Consider the following 17,659-nt stretch of genomic DNA (forward strand, 5'->3'; position numbering starts at 1 on the left):
TTCGGCCTGGCTCTCGCAATGCACGCTGGCGGCGAAGGGCTCCGATCGGCTCGGCGCGCCTTCGAATCACAGCGGACGACGCAGATGCTGCAATGGCGCCTGGACGCGGAATGGCGAACGGCCCTCCAGCGGGGAGGCGAGATTGCGGGACCGGAATGGAGAGTCACGGCAATCCGCATCTCTTCAAGCGGCGCAGCCGATGGATGGGCGGTCTGCCGGATAGAGGCTCACGCGACGGCGGATCGCAAACCGCGCCGTCTGTTGACCCATCGCTTTTGCCGCGCGACCACCCCGTGACCAACGCGAGACGACGGCGGACGGGCTTCACCCTGACGGAAATGCTGGTCGCCTTGCTGGTCCTCGGCTTGGCCATGGCCGCTATCGCGCAGGCCACGCGGGTGCAGGCCGGCCTCAGCAAGCGCGTTCTGAGCGCCACCGACAAGGTGTCTCGGGCCCGCGCGGTCGATAGCTTTCTGCGGCATGCCTTGGGCGCTGGCCCCTACTCCGGGGCGACTTCATCTGTAGAGCCCTCAGCCCGCGGCGGCGAAAGTTTGCTCGTCTTCGCCTGCGCCGAAGCCGCCAGCTGCACGCTGCAGATCACCGACCATCCGCGACCTCGGCTGATTCTTGCCGGGCCGGAGACGCGGGTCATTTCTCTGCCGCGAGCTGGTCTGTCGTTCCGATATCTGACGGCCGATCAGCCGCCCGCCCGTCACTATCCCGCACCGGGCTCCGCTTCCGGCTTGCTGGGAATTGCCATCGTTTCAGACTATGGCGAACGGATCGCGGCGACAAATTTTTCCGCCCAGCAGGCGTCCGATTGCGCCTATGACGACTCCAATCACCGCTGCTTTCCTCGAACGAGCCAAACCCCTCAATGAACGACGCGGCAGCCCCATCCAACCTGCCTTCCGATGAAGGACACGGCGTGTCTGCCGAGGTGGAACCGACTGCGATCCGACCTTTCGTTCTCACCTTCACAGCCCCACCGGGGCCCCCATGGGATCAACATCGGCTGATGCGGCTGGAGGCCCAGCATGCCTCGCCCTTGCCGGATGGCCAGGTGTCGATGGACCTTAGGCGTCTTGATGCCTGGCGCCCCGGCGCGTCAGCGCGCTTCGCCGCCGCCTACTTCCGCAGTTGCGACGTCACCGGCCCCGTCAGCCATAGCCATACCATTGGCGGCCGGGAGGTGGTCTTCTCCGTGGGCGGCGCCGCGAATTCGGGAAGTCGGACGCGCTCGGCAATTCCGTTCGTTGCGGCGGCTATCGGCGCGGCCGGCCTGATAGCCGGTTGCCTCGTTCTGTCCGCCTCTGATCGCGAAGTCACCGATCAAGTGCTGGAGGACGAGCGCGTTGCGTTGCGGGCGGCCCGCAGCGCCGGTGAGGCGACCGAACGCCAAATCTCGGAGCACGCCGTCTTGGCCGCCGCCGGCCTGAGAGACCAACAAATGTCTTCCGTCCTGGAAGATCTTGTCTGGCTGACCCGGGCCAAGGATCCGACCGTTGGAGTGACCGCTATCGAATGGCGACCCGACAGCCTGGTCGTGCAGACGCACCCAGGCAGGCTGCCGGTCGTGACAAAAGACCGGCCCATCGAACAGGTCGGACCGGATCGCTGGCGAATCGAACGGGCCTCCACCGCTGGGGATGCTCGGCCTTGATCAAGCGCCCCATCGCCATTTTGCCGATGACCGGCCTTGCTGCGGCCGCGCTCCTGGCCGCAGTCCTGACGTTCTGGGGGCTTTGGGTCGCCAGCCGCGCGCCGGGCGAAGACCAGCGACGACAGAGCCTTGCACGCCAAGCCGCAGCGGTCGCCAAGCTTCCAGCCGTCGCAACAGCGCCAACCGAATTCCCGGCGGGCGCGATCTGTCAAACGGACCTTGCGCCGGCCATGGCGTTGCTGAACCGCCGCATCCTGGACGCCGCTACTGCGGCTGGTGTAAAAATCCAGAGCCTGGAAATCACGCCGGTAGCGCGATCATCAGGAGAGCTTTCGACGCTGACCCTGAACATAGAGTTCGACGCCGCCTACACCGCTGGCCTGAACTTCAGCAAGATTCTCGCGGATCAGAGACCCACACTCTTCGTAGAGGCGTTCGACGCCGCTGCGGACGGTACGCAGGTCCGATGGCGACTCAAGGCGACTGTCTTTTGCGCGATCAGGCTGAAATCATGAGGGCCCTCTCCATAGCCCTGGCGCTTGGCGTCATCGCTGGCTGCCTCGCTTGGTTGGCGGCCCGCCTGTTCGAGCCGCCGTCGCCGCCGGTCCGACAGCCGGCCGTTGCAGACTTCGCCGGTCGGTCCGTCGTCATCGCCGACGCCCTGTCGGCTCCAGTCATCGCACCGCCGACGGTTGAGCCCCGCGCCGCCATCACCGGGCCGCCACCTGGCGCCGACTTGCGACTGGTCGGTGTGAGCCTCTCCCCGAGGCGCCGGGCCGCTCTGGTCGCCTGGTCGGGAACACGCATTTGGCTTATGGTGGGGCAAAGCAAGGACGGACTGACCCTACTCTCCATAAGAAGAGACGCCGTCGAATATTCGCTGGGCGGCGAAACCAGGCGTCTAGCTTTGTTCAAAACACCAACGCCCACCGGCGGCGAGCCCCTCCCGGCGGCGACAGGGCTGGTGCCGCCACCGAGGCCGGCGACGACAGGGCCTGGTCCGTCGCCGCCTACCAACGAGCCAGCCTCGGCGCCAGCCTCGGCGAACCAACCGAAGGGTGAATGAGGGAATGACAGCCGGTCGCTGGCGACAGGTGCAGGATGAGATTGTTCTGGCATTTTTTTTCGCTTAGGTAGCAACTATTGGGGTGTGTTTGGGGGTGGCCATGTTCAAGCATTTTCTCAGCCTGCTGGCGGTTGGCGTCTTGCTCGTTCCAAGCGTTGGGGAGGCTCAGACGTTGGTGGGATACGACGCCTTGGGTCGTCTGAGCTGTGTCCTGTACCCGTCCGCACCGCCGAAACTCGTGACATATACCTACGATCCGGCCGGCAATCGGACAGCCAAAACCATTACCGCACCGAGCGGTAGCCCAACTTGTGGCTCCCAAACGGCCGGAACACCGCCAACTGTGCCCGTGACGCTGACAGCAACGAACCCATTGAGCACCGTTGCGTCGGCCGGGAACACATCATGGACCATGGGCCAGCTGGGCAGCGCGAGCGATGGCTCCACCCCAGCGCTCATTTCGGCCTCTACCAGCGGCGGCGCGGGCTCCTGCGGCTCGACCTCGGTGACTGCTACCACGCTGACGTTCACCGCGCCGACCGTCGCGGGATCTGGCATCACGATGGTCTGCAATATCGACTACGTTTTTGGCCATTCGAGCGGCTATCAGCAGGCTGGCCGGATTGTCGTATCCGTGCAAGGCGCGGCGTCTTAGCAGCGATCCCGTTTCACACCTTGTCGGATCGAGGGCCCGGGCCCCGTCCTCAACCCCAATTCGATCTGAGCACCCTCGTCCCCGTGCGAATTTTTGCCACGCTGCTCTGTGCAGCATCTCTCGCGTTATTCATTCCAACCTCCGCCACCGTAGCGCAGGCTGCGGGCGCTTCGGTTCCGGCTGGGGCTCTGGCTTTCGACAATGCGGACATCCGCGACGTGGCCAATGAGGTCTTGGGCAATCGACTGGGCCTCTCGTTCACGATCGATCCCGAGGTGCGCGGCGCTTTGTCTTTCAGCGTGCAAGGCCGATTAAGTCGCGAACAACTGCTGGCCGCGTTCGAAGCCACTTTGGCGGCCAACGACATCGCCCTGGTCCGAACAGCAAGCGGTTATCTGATAACCCCCCGCGCCAAGGCCAAGACAATGGCCCAGGCCCCCTCGCTGCAAGAGAGCCGGGGGGCGACCGGCTATCGGATTGAAGCAATCACCGTAACCTATGCGACGCCGTCCGAAGTTGTGAAGGCGATCTCAACGCTTTCACCAAGCGGCCTGGTCGTCCATGTCGATGACAAGTTGGGCTTCGTTCTGGTGGGCGGCACCTCGCGAGAAATCGCGGCGGTGCGCGACATCATTGCAATTTTTGACCGTAGCGACCTGCAGGGCTCGCGTATCCGCTACTATGAACTGCGGTCAGCCCCGGCCGAGATCGTAGCCGCCGAGACTCAACGGTTGATCCAGGCCTCCGGCACCAGCGGACTGACGGTGGTGCCCCTAAAGCGGATGAACAGCCTGGTTGTCATCGGTCGGTCGCCGGCCGCGCTCGACGCCGCCTTCGCCTGGATCGACCGGCTCGACGCCCCATCTCGCGAAGAGCGCAATTCGCTTTGGCTCTACAAAGCCCGCAACACCTCTGCTGAAAACCTATCAAAGAGCCTGAGCGCCGTTCTTGGCACCGGCGCCCTGGAGATCGCCGAGGGGCCTGCCGCTCCGGCAGCCCAGGACCTGCCACCCGTCGGACCGATAGCGGCGGCCTCCGCCGTTTCCGACGTGAAGGTGAGTTTCGACATCGACAGCAACACGCTGATCGTCGCCGCTCCCGCATCTCGATGGGTTCAGATTCAGCGCATTCTGTCCGAACTGGACGCTCAGCCCGATCAGGTTCTGATCGAGGCCAAAATTCTGGAAGTAACACTCAGCAACGACTTCCGATTCGGCGTCGATTGGTCGACCATCGCCAGTGGCGGCGCCCTGACCATCACCTCGACCGGCAACAGCAATGGGTCGGTCGGCCCAACCTTCCCGGGACTGGCGATCACCTACATCAGCGATGATGCCCGCGCCGCGATCACGGCCCTGAGTTCGAAGACCAATGTCGAGGTGGTCTCCTCACCAAAGATTCTTGCGCTAAACAATCGGGCCTCGACCTTACAGATCGGAGACCAGGTTCCAGTCGCGGTCCAATCGAGCCGCAGCAGCAACAGCAACGATGCACCCGTGGTGGTCTCGACAGAGTATCGGGACACCGGCGTCATTCTCAAAGTCACGCCGCGGATAAGCGGCGATAAAACCGTCCTGATCGAGATTTCACAGGAAGTCAGCGCGGTTGCCAGAACCACCTCCTCCGGGATCGACTCGCCGACGATCCAGCAGCGAAAGATTGAAGGCAATTTGATCGTCCAGGAGGGCCAAACCGTCGCATTGGGCGGGCTGATCAGTTCCTCCAAGTCGGTGGGTTCTTCCGGTCCACCGTTGGTTCAGGACATCCCCCTGCTCGGCGAACTGTTCAAGCGCACGACCAACGACGGCAAAAGGACGGAACTGATCATCCTGATCAGCGCGACCATCGTCCGTTCCCCGACGGACGCGGATAACCTGCTCGCCGATCTGACCGCCGGTATGTCTCAGATGCGCGCGAGAGGCCTTCTGGATGAGCGCTGAGGACGGCTACGCGACCGCCGCTTTCGGGACCCTCGCGTTCGCGCTGGCAACGATTGCGGCGGTGCTTCTGGCACTGGCGCATAGTGAGTATCGACACGCCACGCGGGCGGCTGCTCGGGCGGAGGAGGCGGCCCGCTTAGAGGGCGGCCTGGTCCTTGCGGCCGATACGGTCATGCGGGAAGAGCAGACGTTTTCCCTGTCCTGGACTGCGGAGCTGGATGGTCGCCGAGCGGTATTTCTAGCCGAGCCAGAGGGCCTAAAGGCCGCCGCGGACAACGCTGAGACCATCGCGCCGGAGTTGGTCGCCGAGCTTGCGGGTCGTGGCGGGGTGGGCCCCACGCCAGGAGGCGACAGCAGTCTAGGGGCCCGCCGCCGACTATTCGTCAACCGCTCCGACAGTCCACTGTGGCGGCATTGCGCTCCCACATTCTTCTCCTCCCTGTCCGCCTCGCCGGAGCTGTCGGCCCGCCCGCCCGTCCCGCCAGTAGGCGGAGCGATAAACTGGCGGCCGGGGGAAATCTGGCGGTTGGTCGTCTACACGGAAGGTCGTGGCGCCGATGCCATAGTGCGGTTTACTGGCGACCCTGCGCAACCGATGGCGATACTGGACACGCGGATCGAAGCCATGAACGCGCCGGACCCGACCCGCTGCTACCAACGCCTTCAGGAGGTCAAGGCGAATGAAGTCCACTAGGCCCACCAACGGCTACACCCTTACCGAAATGCTGGTGGTCATCGGCATAATAGCCTTGATCGCGGCCGTGCTTACGCCAGCTCTGGTCGGGCAAATGAGCCGGGCGCGCGCCAAGACCGCCGAAATCCAGCTTGAAACCGTCGCCACGGCCATCGAGACTTTCAGGGACGATGTCGGGCGTTATCCGACTGACGCCGAGGGTGTCATGGCCCTGGTCAAGGAGCCAGCGGGGGTCAAGGGCTGGCTGGGCCCCTACCTGCGCGGGAAAAAGGCCGGTCGCGATCCTTGGGGCCAGGCCTATCTCTATTCCGTCGCCAAGGACGGAGAGCGGTTTGAGGTCTGGACACTTGGCTCGGACAAGCGTCCGGAAGGCCGCGGGGCCGCCGCCGACCTCACCGCGCCCAACGACGCACCCTAGCTGCAACGCGACGCGCCAATGCCCAGCGACCTTTCCCTGTCAAAGCGCGAAGCCCTGCTCCGCCGGCTGGTCGATGATTCGGTCGTGTCGGCAGCGGAGTTGTCGCGGGCCGAGTTGCTCGCCGACCGTGGCTCCGATCCCGTCGAATTCGTTCTCAACCAACTGGGGGTGCTGTCCGACGACCGGCTTGCGCTCGCCTATGCCGAGTCCGCCGGGTGTCAGGTTTGGGACAGTGAAGCAAGCCCGCCGGCCGAAGAAATGTCCGAGCTGTCGGTCTCGGTGGACTTCCTCAAGCGGCATCGTCTTTTGCCGCTAGAGCGCCGCGGGGACCGGCTGCTGGTTGCGGCCTGCGACCCGCTGGATGACCAGGCGATTGCCGGCCTGGTGTTCGCCACCGGCCTGGTCATCGAAGTTCAGGCCGCGCCGCCTTCTGAATGGCGACGTGTCTTTTCCGAGCGCTACGCCACAGTCATTCCAGTTCCGATTGCTGAGGCCGTGTCGCGGATCGACCGCGAGCTGGAACGGCTGTCGGACGCCACCGCCGACAGTGCCGGCGCCCGGATCGTCTCGATAACGGTCGGCGCGGCCGTCGATCGCGGCGCTTCGGACATCCATCTCGAACCGCGCCGGCACGACTTGAGACTACGGCTTCGTCTGGACGGTCAGCTGATCGTCCATGGCGCTGTCAGCCTGGAGGTCGGCGCCGCAGCCATCGCCCGCATCAAGGTCTTGGCGGATCTCGACCTCGGCGAGAAGCGGCTTCCGCAGGACGGTCGCGCCACCTTCGTGGTCGAGGGGCGGCCGGTCGAGGTGCGGGTCTCTGTCGTGCCCACCGTGTTTGGCGAGGGCGCCGTGCTGCGCATCCTCGACCGCAACAACGTCAAGCTCGATCTGGCCAGCCTTGGCTTCTCGGGGGGCCAGGCCGAATTGATGAACCGGGCCTCCAAGGCTCGGCACGGCATCTTCTTCGTGACCGGACCGACCGGCAGCGGCAAGACCACAACCCTCTACGCTCTGCTCAACTCACTGGCGGGAACGGACCGCAAGATCCTGAGCATCGAGGATCCGGTCGAGTACCATTTCGATCATGTCGTTCAGACGCAGATCGCTCCCTCCATCGGCCTGACCTTCGCCTCCACGCTTCGGGCCTTTCTGCGCCAGGATCCGGACATTCTGCTGGTCGGGGAAATTCGCGATGCGGAGACCGCCGCCGTCGCCATCCAGGCCGCCATGACCGGTCACCTCGTCCTCGCCTCTGTCCATGCCAATGACGCCCTTCGGGTCATTCCGCGCATGATCGACATGGGGATCGAACCCTACCAGCTGGCCGCCGCCTTCCTGGGCTCCGCGGCCCAGCGCCTCGCCCGCCGGCTCTGTCAGCACTGCCGCGCCGTCGATCCGCTGAACGAAGCGCAGCGGCGATACGTCGAAAGCGCCGGGGGATCGGCAGAAGGACCCTACTATACCGCGACGGGGTGCCCGGCCTGTGGCGGCCTTGGGGTACGGGGACGACTGGCCCTGAGCGAGATCTTCCTCGCTGACGACGCCTTCCTGCGGAGCCTCGCACGCGACCCGGACCAGGCGCGTCTGGTCGAACAGGCCAACGCGCTCGGCCTGCGGTCGATGACGGCCGACGGCGTGGCCAAGGCCTTGGATGGTCTGGTGTCGGTCCAGGAGCTGATGGCGGTGCTGGGCGGCGGATGATGGCGCAGCAATACGACTATACCGCCGCCAATCCGGCCGGCGCCCGGATCTCCGGATCTCTGACGGCCTCCGACGAGCGTGCCGCCTTCGAGGCCCTGCGCCAGCAAGGTCTGCGGCCTATCAGGCTGACCCCGGTGCGGGTGGCGACGGCCGCCGGCCAGGTCCGGCTGAGCCCCCGGGCGGTCAGCGAACTGACAGCGGATCTGGCGGCGCTTCTGCAGGCCGGTGCGTCGCTGAAGAGCGCCCTATCGGTGATCATGGACGCGGGCGCCTCGACCAGCGCCGGAGCGGCCGCCCGGGCGTTGTCCGACGAAATCGCCAAGGGGGTGTCGCTGGACAAGGCGTTCGGCGGCGTGCTCGGCGCCCGCTATCCTTTCCTGCCGGCCCTGGTCGCGGCAGGCGAAGCGTCAGGGGCGCTGCCCGACGCCCTGCAGACCGTCTCCACGACGATCGAGCGCGACCTTGAGATTGCAGAGCAGGTCGGCGGCGCCCTCAGCTATCCGGGCTTCGTGCTGCTCATGACCCTGGCCAGCGTCCTGATGATCATTCTATTCGTCGTGCCCGCCCTGGCGCCGATTATCGAGGAGTCCGGCGGCGAGACCTCGCTTGTTCTTGGCGGACTGATCGCCGTCAGCCAGCTTCTGACGGAGCACCCGCTGGCCTGGTCGGTCGCCCTGCTGGCGCTGGCCCTCGGGTTGGCCGGGGCCTGGCGCATGGGCCTTCTGGAGGTCTGGTTTCAACGCTTCCTGCTCGACGGGCCACTGCGCGGCGTCGTGCGGGGACTGGTTTTCGGCGGCTTCTCCAAGGCGCTGGGCCATCTTCTCGCGGCCAGAGCGCCGGCGCCCGAAGCCATCCGTCTGGCGATCGGCTCCGTTCGGCTGAAGGTGGCCGCCGAGCGGCTGGATGGCTTGGCGACCGCGGTCCGCGGCGGCGCCAGCCTGTCTCAGGCCCTGGCCGAAGTTCCCTCCGCGCCGCGCAGCCTCGCCCAGATGGCCCGCATCGGCGAGGAGACCGGCACCCTCGGCGCCATGCTGGAGCGGGCCGGGGTGCTGGAACAGGCGCGGGCCTTGCGCGCCATCAAATCACAGACAAAATGGCTGGGCCCGGCGCTCATCATCGTGCTCGGCGTCATGATCGGCATCCTGATGTCTGGCCTGCTCTCGGGCGTGTCGGCCCTTGGGGGCGCCGGGATTTCATGACACCGCTGGCCGCTCGCTTCCTCCTGAAGGATTTCCGCCGTGACCTTTGACTTTCTGCTCTTTGCGATCGCCGCCGGCCTGGTCGCGGTGGCCTACGCCGCTTTTCAGGCCGTCGGCCTGATGCGGCTGTCGCCAGGGACGGCGCGGATGCAGGCGGTGGGCGATGCCATTCGCGAAGGGGCCGAGGCCTTCCTCAAACGCCAGTATCTGAGCATCAGCGTCGTCGGCCTGGCGCTGTTTATCGCGCTGGGCTTTGTCCTCGACTGGCTGGCTGCAGCAGGCTTCCTGTTGGGGGCGGTGCTGTCGGGGTTGGCGGGGTTCGGCGGCATGCACATCGCGGTTCGCGCCAACGTCCGCACCGCGCGCGCCGCCTCGGAATCCCTGGCCAAGGGGCTTGGCGTCGCCTTTTCGGCCGGGGCTATCACCGGCCTGATGGTCGCGGGCCTGGCGCTTCTGGGGGTCTCGCTCTTCTACTGGGCGCTGCGGGACCTCGCCGGGCTGGACGGCGCCGGACGGCAGATCTGCGGCGCCCTCGTCGCCTTTGGCCTCGGCGCCTCGCTGATCTCCATCTTCGCCCGTCTCGGCGGCGGTATCTTCACCAAGGGCGCCGACGTCGGCGGCGACCTGGTCGGCAAACTCGAGGCCGGCATTCCGGAAGATGACCCCCGAAACGCCGCCACCATCGCCGACAACGTCGGTGACAACGTCGGCGACTGCGCCGGCATGGCCGCCGATCTGTTCGAGACCTATGCGGTGACCACGGTCGCCACCATGGTCCTGGCCGCGACCCTGTTCCGCGAAGCCCGCTTCGTGGACAGCATGATGTTGATCCCGCTCGGCATCGGTGCCATCGGCATCATCGCCTCGATTATCGGGACCTTTTTCGTTCGCCTGGGCAAGAGCCTGAACATCATGGGCGCCCTCTACAAGGGTCTGGCAGTGGCCGGCGCGGTGTCAATTCCAGGCCTGTGGTGGGTGACGAACAGCCTGCTGCCCGGAACGGTGACGGTCTACGACGTCACCTATGACGGTCAGGGCCTGTTCTGGTGCGGGGTCGTGGGCCTGGCCGTCACCGCCCTGATCGTCATGATCACCGAATACTACACCGGCACCGGCTTCCGCCCGGTCCGCTCGGTGGCCCAGGCTTCGGTCAGCGGCCACGGCACCAACGTCATCCAGGGCTTGGCCATGAGCCTCGAGTCCACCGCGCTTCCGGCGCTGGTGATCATCGTCGGCATCATCGTCACCTACACCCTTGGCGGCCTGTTCGGCATCGCCATCGCCACCACCACCATGCTGTCGCTCGCCGGCTTCATCGTGGCGCTGGACGCCTTCGGCCCGGTCACCGACAACGCCGGCGGCATCGCCGAAATGGCCGGTCTTCCCCCGGAGGTCCGCGTCACCACCGACGCCCTGGACGCGGTCGGCAACACCACCAAGGCCGTCACCAAGGGCTATGCGATCGGTTCGGCCGGTCTCGGCGCCCTGGTGCTGTTCGCCGCCTATACCGAGGATCTGAAGTTCTTCGCGGCCAACGCCGTCGACGGCTCCTTCTTCTTCGGCCTCGGCGACGTCGCCTTCGACCTCTCCAACCCCTACGTCGTCGTCGGTCTGCTGTTCGGGGGGCTGCTGCCCTTCCTGTTCGGCGGCATGTCGATGACTGCCGTGGGCCGCGCCGCCGAAGCGGTGGTGCATGAGGTCCGCCGTCAGTTCCGGGAAAACCCCGGCATCATGACCGGCGAGGTGAAGCCCGAGTACGGCCGCGCCGTCGATATCCTGACCAAGGCCGCGATCCGCGAGATGATCGTGCCGTCGCTGCTGCCGGTCGTGTCGCCCATCGCGCTGTTCTTCATCCTCGACGCCATCACCACCCGCCAGAACGCCTTCGCCGGCCTCGGCGCGATGCTGATGGGCGTGATCGTCACCGGCCTGTTCGTCGCCATCTCGATGACCAGCGGCGGCGGCGCCTGGGACAACGCCAAGAAGATCATCGAAGAGGGCTTCACCGACAAGGACGGGGTCACCCATGGCAAGGGGTCGGAGGCTCACAAGGCCGCCGTCACCGGCGACACCGTCGGCGACCCCTACAAGGACACCTCGGGTCCGGCCGTGAACCCGATGATCAAGATCACCAACATCGTCGCCCTGCTGCTGCTGGCCATCCTGGCGCACTGATCAGAGAGCTCAGAGGGCGTTGCAGCGCCCTCCCCTCGCCTCCTCTTTCAGTGCACTTGTCGTAATGTCCACTATCGTCTGATCATGCCTGCTTGTGGCGTATTGTTCATGTCTGCCTGAACCTCGTTGTTTGATCGGCAGACCGCAAACATCTGATCGAGGGAACAGACAAGCATGGTCTAGAACCAGCCTTCTGGAGTGCGCCTCGAGCGTTCGATCGAGCGAAATTACGCTGAAACCGGAACGTTGGGCGACCTAATGCGTGGCAGTTTGCAGTCAGTAGCAGGGCAAAAATGCCGCTCTTTAGGATGCGAGTTTGCAGGCGCTGCGCGCAATGGGTTCCTTCGGTTGCCCTAGAGACTTGTCCAACGAACGTCACCCATTTGCGCTGGAATTTCTCGTCGTGGGACTGAAAGAGTATTGCCTGCAATCACTGCGGCGCGTGGCCATCGCGCATAGGCCACCATGTTTCGCGCAATCCAATCATACGTGCGCGTTCAAGCAAATCACGTGCGACGCCTTCCCGAACTCCCGTCGCCCTGCACCCTGCCAGCAGAAGCGCGTACTCGTTCTCAATTCTGGAGAGGAATGTGCCCGGATTGTCAGTATTGATGCTAGCGAGAAGACCTCGCTCAATGTGCTGAAGGATACGAACGGTCGGGGAAAGCCCTAGCTCGCGCGACGCTGACACGCGCCAGTTTGACCCCGGGTTCATCTCCACCACGACGCGGCGGGAGATCGCTTGCTCAAGCACTTCTTCCTGAGCCCACGCCACGGCATCTTGCAGAACGGATCGCACCGGGGGTAGCGGCAGTAGTATGTCGAGGCGAGAACGGACGTCGGTGCGCACGTCTAGGCGCCATAGCTGCTGGCGAACCCGCGAGAGACCGTTCGGGCTTTTGGGACGGATCCGGGCTTGTCGAAGCCAAAGCAGATCGTCGATAGAGCAACGCAATCCGTAGACTGTGTGAGCTATCTGCTCGACCTCGCGCCGCACGCGATCGGCAACGGCTGGGAAATCGTCAAGCGATCTCGTCTTCGTCCGCAGTGTACAGAGCCAGAGCAGACTATCCAAATGAGCCCCCTGGCGAATGCGGGCAAAACCAGCGCGCTCTGAATCGAACCGTGTCAAATCCACCGCGATGGCGAGACCATGCCCAATCCCGTCCCCAGGTTTCATGTCGAACGCCTGCATTGCCGTCGCGATCTGGCAGAGACCGTCCAAAGGATCAGCGAAGTCCTCTCCGGCGTGAACAGTAAGACCGAGGCGCGCTTCGGCGAGCGAGGGGCGGTGATCGTGTCGATCACGAAGGGCGAGCCAAGCCTCGAACTCTGGGGCGCGTGGATCTTCCGGATCTAGCTCTTCAAGATCTTGGAGCGCTAGATCATCACCTCGCGCAAGGCGCAGATAAGGTGCGAAGTAAGCAGCCGGTGTGTCACGCTCCCAGCCAGCAACATCCAAACGCGAAAGCCAGTAGCGGGCGTGCGGTCCGAAGGCGGGATCGGCCAGCGCCGTCCGAAGCGCCGCCGACTCTCGGTCCAAAGTCCGTAGCGTCTTTGACAATGGGGACAGTCCGCCGGATCTATCGGATGTGCGACGACTGCGTTTGAAGTGAATGGCAAGTCGCACGTCGGTATTGGTCCCGCGTGCTGAATTGAACCGTTGGACGAGCTGTCCAAACGCTTTCGCAAGCCCACCATAGTCCGATGCTGTGCCAGCTGGCGCGGCTCTTAGTTCAACGCGCTCAAGATTGGGACAGTCCGCGAGATACGCTAGAGCGTCACCAAAAGGAAGCATCGCGAGACGCGCGCTGACTTCCCCTCCCACAAATCCAGGGGTCCTGGCCACGTAGCGGAAATAACGTTCAAATACCCTGAGGCCAGGAGCAGTATGGCCTGGCTGGCGAGCTTCGGAGAAGAAGCAGGATTTGGCGAAGAGATAAGCATCAAGTGCACGCATGACCGCCGGCGCTTTTCTGGCTGATTGCCAGGCCCTCGCCAATAGGATGCGTTCGCCAAGCAACCGCCGCCTATCCCAGCGCCACCATTGTTCTTCCAGATCGCTCAGGGGCGCATCTTCGGACGGGCGATATCGAACGCCGAGTAGATTCCACAGGTCGCTCCGGCATCGGCAGCCCAAAGCCACATAAGTTTGTTCCTTTTCACGCAGACCAGAGAAGGTCTTTGCTTCGGTCTGCGCGTCCATCAGGTCAAACCATGCCAAATGCGCGAATCGAACGCCGCCCGCGTGGACGTGAAGATCCGACACTCCCTGCCGGACGAGCGCCGCCAAACTCCGGTCACCCGCTCGCACGGTGACGCCCCAGTGGGTGAGATCCCTAATGTCAGCGTCGGGATCGGAACTGGAGCGTTGGAAGGTCAGAAAAGCGGTCACAAGGGCATCTGCATCCACATGGTCGAGTAGGGCCTCCCACGACTCGAGGTCGTCAACGGAGACCGTTGGTTCCCGGTCAGCGAACGACAGGGTTATCCCCGCAGCGCCAAAGAGACTTCGCCACCAATCGACCAGGTCGGTCGGTTGCAGCCTCCCGTCCTCTTCAGGCCGCCAAAGAACTCCGTCGGCAGCAGCTTCAAGGTCCGTATCGGAGACAAGAGCGGTCTCAATCGGAAAGCGATTGCGAACCTCGCCTGTGAGGCGAGCCCTGAGGCCTCCTAACACTGCAGCCGATGTCGATTGCTGCAGTACGCGTCGACGCCAACAGATTAGGGTCAGCAGAACCATCCGCTCTAGGGGAAGGGCCGAGTGCATCGTCAGTCGCCTGCAGCCTGCGACAGTGGATCGCCCCTTGATTGGAAAAAGGTGCCTACCTCTGCAGTTGCAAGGCCGAGCATATAATAGGCAGCCCAAAGCCACTGTTCGGTCTCACCGAAGAGCCCTGCGTAGGCGACGCCATCTTCGTCACTAAGCCCCTCCCCGCCTAAGAGGCGGGGCACTACGTCTTCAAGCCATCGATCGCCAAATAGCGTCGATGGAGAAGCGTCCGGCAACATGTTGATGTTCGTCTTTACCCTGCCTTCACCAAGTCGCTCTCGCACCAGCGACCAGAAAGATTCTTCGCGCGTTAGTCCGTTGTTGTCTGTCGATGTCTGGCCCCCGGCGTCGACTACAGCTCGCATAACTTTGGCTGTTGCGAGCGGCAAACGAAGAGCGGCAAGGTCAACAGTTTCTGAGACGGACCGCTCCGGTCGCTGCAAGGCCTCCAGCGCATGGTCCGTGACTGTGCAGCAGTAAAGATGCAAACACTTCATCTTCAGGTATCGGGTCATTCCTGCGAGCTGCACAAGAAGGCAAGACCAATCGCGGATCGTGGACTCTAGAGCGGCTGCAATCTCCCTCCGCTCCTTGGACAGATCTCGATCCTGTGCGTGAGCGCGAAGTTGCTCATAGCGGTGCGCGTGGCTGATAAGGTCAGCGTGGATCATCGCTGGCAGCGAGGGAGCGATTCCTTGCATGAACCAGACAATATTGCGCGCTCGCCGCCATTGGGCGTTGGTCGATGGGCTTAGGTCGAAGATATTTAGCATCAGCGCGGGATCAGAGACGGAGAAAAGCTCTTCTTCGAGATCTTGGCCCAATGGCCATCTATCGCAGGTTAGTCGACCTATCTGCCGCCATCCGCGGACCCAAAGCTGCAGGAACGCCTTCTGGTCTTGAGGAGGTGCCCGATCGCCCTTGAGAAGGGCGAGAAGCGATTCGAGATCGTTGTCGCTTTGTGCTGAGCTGGCGATCCTTAGCACATTTGCCTGGGAGAAGACCGGCAGTACACCCGCCGCCCAGTCGTCCAATGCCAGCACCTCGCGCAAATCCGCAACGCTGTATAAACGCATCCGGTCAGCGTTCCGGAGCTGGTCAAGCATCGCGCGCGACGTGGAGGACTGCCAATCTCGAACTTCGCTATCCTGATCGGCCTGCACGGAACTCTGAAAGATCCGGACTGCGGCCCATGCTCGCCTCAGGTCTGTTGCGATGGCGGCGTATCGTGCGAGATGTCGCGCGTCGAGTTTCTCTTGGCTCGGCAGATTGGCAGCGGACTTTCCGATCTTTTTTCCAACTAACTTGAAGCGATCCGCACTGTCGGTATGGGGGTCCAGACTCCGGAGCTCAGCGCTCACAAAGTCGCGGTACGGAACCTCGCCAGGCTCATGATATGGTGGCTCAAGAAGTTCGTTCAGTGTGGTCGTGCGAACGGTCTTCAGATGTCGTAGGCCATGGTAGATAACTTCCGTCACATAGCGCTGCAGGAAGCTGTCGCGGCGAGCTTCATACATGCTTGGCCAGCGCCCCCAGAGTTCCGCCTCCCAGCGCCCTCCCTCATGACCAACCGGAGCTTTCCTCGGCGCAAAAAATATATCCGGAATGGCGGAAAGATCCTTAAAGTATACGCAGTTTCCCGGGACAGCAGCGTGGTCGAGCCAGTGTGACACCCCGAGCTTGCGCATTCGGACTTGCATGTCCCGAGGAAGAAAGAATGGCCTCATACGCTGTCGCCCTCGCACCCAAGGCAAGAGGGCTTCTGGCGAAAGTGCCTCACTGTTTCTCCGCAAGGGTTGAGCGAGACCGACATCCAAACGATACCGAAGAAAATTATAGCTGTAGGTACCCTCAATGATCTCACGACCGTTAATCTGAAAGGACCTGCGGCCCATCCAATTCGACCGGAGCTTCTGACGCATCAGCCATTCGATAATGTTGGCATCGTCGTCGCTCAGACGTTGAATGAGCGCATAGTTCGCCGGGTTGCCGAACAGCATCACAGGCAGCCGTTTGCGCGTCGCCAAGGGCGGCTCCGCGGGATCCCGCGCGGTTCCATAGTACTCGTTGAATATGCGAATCTGTCGGGGACTCGTCGGGCCCAATAGAGGCGCATAGGTAGTTCTGAAGAGCCACCATGAAAGGTAGTCTTGAAGCGCGCTGGCTTGCCTCGAAGAAGGGCGATCATTGCCCTCAAGTTCAAACCTTAGGCCCAAGAGCATTTTAGTGCGTACGAAGGCATCACACTTGTGCTCTAGTGCATCGTCGCAAACACCCAGCAAGGTCTTGCCACCAGTGATGACCGCGAAATCCTCATCCGGATTCGGGCGATCGAGATAGAACCGACTCGACGCAGGTAGTATTTTTTCAAGGAGCTGTTCGACCTCTATGCGCTCTCCTCGTCGCCAGTCCTCTGCCGTAGCATGGCCACGCTCGTTGAGAGCCCTCACTGCGGGGCCCAGTTGCTGCATCGACAGCAAAATGAGACTCCGACGCATTGAAGCGGTGTTACCTGCGATAACAGTAATGATACGCGGGTGGTGAAGTGCAATTCGGGCGGTTTGTAGGATGTCGAATGTCAGTTCGGGACGGACATCTGAGTCATCCAAAAGAATGGTCAGCGTTTCCAATCCACGCCAAGCTAGGTAGCGGTCTAGAAACGCGCGCCAACTGGTCAGCCGTTCAGCTGCGAGTTTGTTGAGATTATCGTAGCGCTGAACGAGATCCTTATAATCCAAGCTGTTACGAATGACAGCGTCTACTCCAAGTCGACGCGCGAAACTCCAGGCCCCGCCGACCTCGTGAATAAGAGACTGACGAAGCGCTTCTCCGCTTTCCCTACGATCCGGCGAAGCGTCGGCAATCCCTGCCTCCAAATCGTTGCGAATTCCGGCGAATATAGCCTCCAGAACAAGCTCCTGGCGCTCCAAGTCGCCCGGAAAAATAACGCGAAGAGACTTCGTCAGGAACGGTCGACTATCTAGCTTCGGACTTACAAGGTGGCGATATCGCGCCATAAATTCATCCCAGCCTTGCAGCCTCTTTGTTGCCATTAGATCGGCAGTCTGAGCAAGCAGTCGCTCAAGAGTTAGAAGGCAGAAGGTCTTTCCGGCGCCACGGCCGCCGTCTATGCAGAAAACATTGTGAGGATGGGGTTCGCCATTTCCATCCGAGGGCCGTCGCACATCCTCGATAGTCTGAAGGATTTTTCCGACAAGCAGGCCGAGTTGTTCTCGCTGCTTTGCGAGTAGCTGATCTTCCCGCGTTGCAAATGATATCGACTGCAAGTTGCCCCCCTCACCTTCTGCCCGCCGCAGTTTTCTACACAAGCAGTCGGCTCACAACCCCAGTTTGTGGCCTGGCAGTGGGAAG

At 63.0% G+C, this 17,659-nt stretch carries 12 protein-coding genes; 10 read left to right on the top strand and 2 right to left on the bottom strand.

The annotated features are described in order from the left end of the window. Nucleotides 1-155: 155 nt before the first annotated feature. The 10 genes from O5I81_RS14860 to O5I81_RS14905 all read left to right on the top strand — a co-directional run bounded on the left by O5I81_RS14860 (nt 156) and on the right by O5I81_RS14905 (nt 11,514). Nucleotides 156-881, top strand: a complete 726-nt coding sequence (locus tag O5I81_RS14860) for a prepilin-type N-terminal cleavage/methylation domain-containing protein (protein ID WP_271065635.1) — start codon at nt 156-158, stop codon at nt 879-881. Nucleotides 882-1,018: 137 nt separating this feature from the next. Next, the gene (locus tag O5I81_RS14865) at nt 1,019-1,663 is read left to right on the top strand and encodes a hypothetical protein (RefSeq protein ID WP_271065636.1); all 645 of its coding nucleotides are present in this window, start codon (nt 1,019-1,021) and stop codon (nt 1,661-1,663) included. Then, nucleotides 1,660-2,178 carry a hypothetical protein gene (locus O5I81_RS14870; protein ID WP_271065637.1) on the top strand — a complete coding sequence of 173 codons (519 nt, stop codon included), beginning with the start codon at nt 1,660-1,662 and terminating at the stop codon, nt 2,176-2,178. Before O5I81_RS14865 ends, O5I81_RS14870 begins: the two co-directional genes overlap by 4 nt. Nucleotides 2,179-2,829: 651 nt before the next feature. Next, the gene (locus O5I81_RS14875; protein WP_271065638.1) at nt 2,830-3,384 is read left to right on the top strand and encodes an RHS repeat domain-containing protein; all 555 of its coding nucleotides are present in this window, start codon (nt 2,830-2,832) and stop codon (nt 3,382-3,384) included. A gap of 83 nt (nt 3,385-3,467) precedes the next feature. Continuing rightward, a complete protein-coding gene (gene gspD, locus O5I81_RS14880; protein WP_271065639.1) occupies nt 3,468-5,324 on the top strand; it encodes a type II secretion system secretin GspD in 1,857 nt (618 codons plus the stop codon). After that, complete coding sequence (locus tag O5I81_RS14885) at nt 5,314-6,018, top strand: hypothetical protein (RefSeq protein WP_271065640.1); 705 nt, start codon at nt 5,314-5,316, stop codon at nt 6,016-6,018. The genes gspD and O5I81_RS14885 overlap by 11 nt, the downstream gene beginning before the upstream one ends. Then, nucleotides 6,005-6,436: a type II secretion system major pseudopilin GspG gene (gene gspG / locus O5I81_RS14890; RefSeq protein ID WP_271065641.1), complete on the top strand. Its 432-nt coding sequence runs from the start codon at nt 6,005-6,007 to the stop codon at nt 6,434-6,436. The genes O5I81_RS14885 and gspG overlap by 14 nt, the downstream gene beginning before the upstream one ends. Before the next feature lie 18 nt (nt 6,437-6,454). Further along, nucleotides 6,455-8,140, top strand: coding sequence for a GspE/PulE family protein (locus O5I81_RS14895; RefSeq protein ID WP_271065642.1), 1,686 nt, complete (start codon nt 6,455-6,457; stop codon nt 8,138-8,140). Next, complete coding sequence (locus O5I81_RS14900) at nt 8,140-9,339, top strand: type II secretion system F family protein (protein WP_271065643.1); 1,200 nt, start codon at nt 8,140-8,142, stop codon at nt 9,337-9,339. The genes O5I81_RS14895 and O5I81_RS14900 overlap by 1 nt, the downstream gene beginning before the upstream one ends. A 39-nt stretch (nt 9,340-9,378) precedes the next feature. Continuing rightward, nucleotides 9,379-11,514, top strand: a complete 2,136-nt coding sequence (locus tag O5I81_RS14905) for a sodium-translocating pyrophosphatase (protein ID WP_271065644.1) — start codon at nt 9,379-9,381, stop codon at nt 11,512-11,514. 430 nt (nt 11,515-11,944) lie between these two features. On the opposite strand, the gene O5I81_RS14910 is transcribed toward O5I81_RS14905, so the two are convergent. Beyond that, on the bottom strand, nt 11,945-14,257 hold the full coding sequence (locus O5I81_RS14910; protein WP_271065645.1) for a hypothetical protein: 2,313 nt from the start codon (nt 14,255-14,257) through the stop codon (nt 11,945-11,947). 29 nt (nt 14,258-14,286) lie between these two features. Continuing rightward, complete coding sequence (locus tag O5I81_RS14915; RefSeq protein WP_271065646.1) at nt 14,287-17,574, bottom strand: hypothetical protein; 3,288 nt, start codon at nt 17,572-17,574, stop codon at nt 14,287-14,289. Nucleotides 17,575-17,659 lie beyond the last annotated feature (85 nt).

It is taken from the genome of Caulobacter sp. NIBR1757, from assembly GCF_027912495.1.
Lineage (GTDB): Bacteria > Pseudomonadota > Alphaproteobacteria > Caulobacterales > Caulobacteraceae > Caulobacter.

Excerpts from the sequence above, each read along its gene's own strand:
- O5I81_RS14910 (WP_271065645.1), bottom strand. The coding sequence starts at position 14,257 with ATGGTTCTGCTGACCCTAATCTGTTGGCGTCGACGCGTACTGCAGCAA.
- O5I81_RS14885 (WP_271065640.1), top strand. The coding sequence starts at position 5,314 with ATGAGCGCTGAGGACGGCTACGCGACCGCCGCTTTCGGGACCCTCGCG.
- O5I81_RS14900 (WP_271065643.1), top strand. The coding sequence starts at position 8,140 with ATGGCGCAGCAATACGACTATACCGCCGCCAATCCGGCCGGCGCCCGG.
- O5I81_RS14895 (WP_271065642.1), top strand. The coding sequence starts at position 6,455 with ATGCCCAGCGACCTTTCCCTGTCAAAGCGCGAAGCCCTGCTCCGCCGG.
- O5I81_RS14875 (WP_271065638.1), top strand. The coding sequence starts at position 2,830 with ATGTTCAAGCATTTTCTCAGCCTGCTGGCGGTTGGCGTCTTGCTCGTT.
- O5I81_RS14860 (WP_271065635.1), top strand. The coding sequence starts at position 156 with ATGGAGAGTCACGGCAATCCGCATCTCTTCAAGCGGCGCAGCCGATGG.
- O5I81_RS14865 (WP_271065636.1), top strand. The coding sequence starts at position 1,019 with ATGCGGCTGGAGGCCCAGCATGCCTCGCCCTTGCCGGATGGCCAGGTG.
- gspG (WP_271065641.1), top strand. The coding sequence starts at position 6,005 with ATGAAGTCCACTAGGCCCACCAACGGCTACACCCTTACCGAAATGCTG.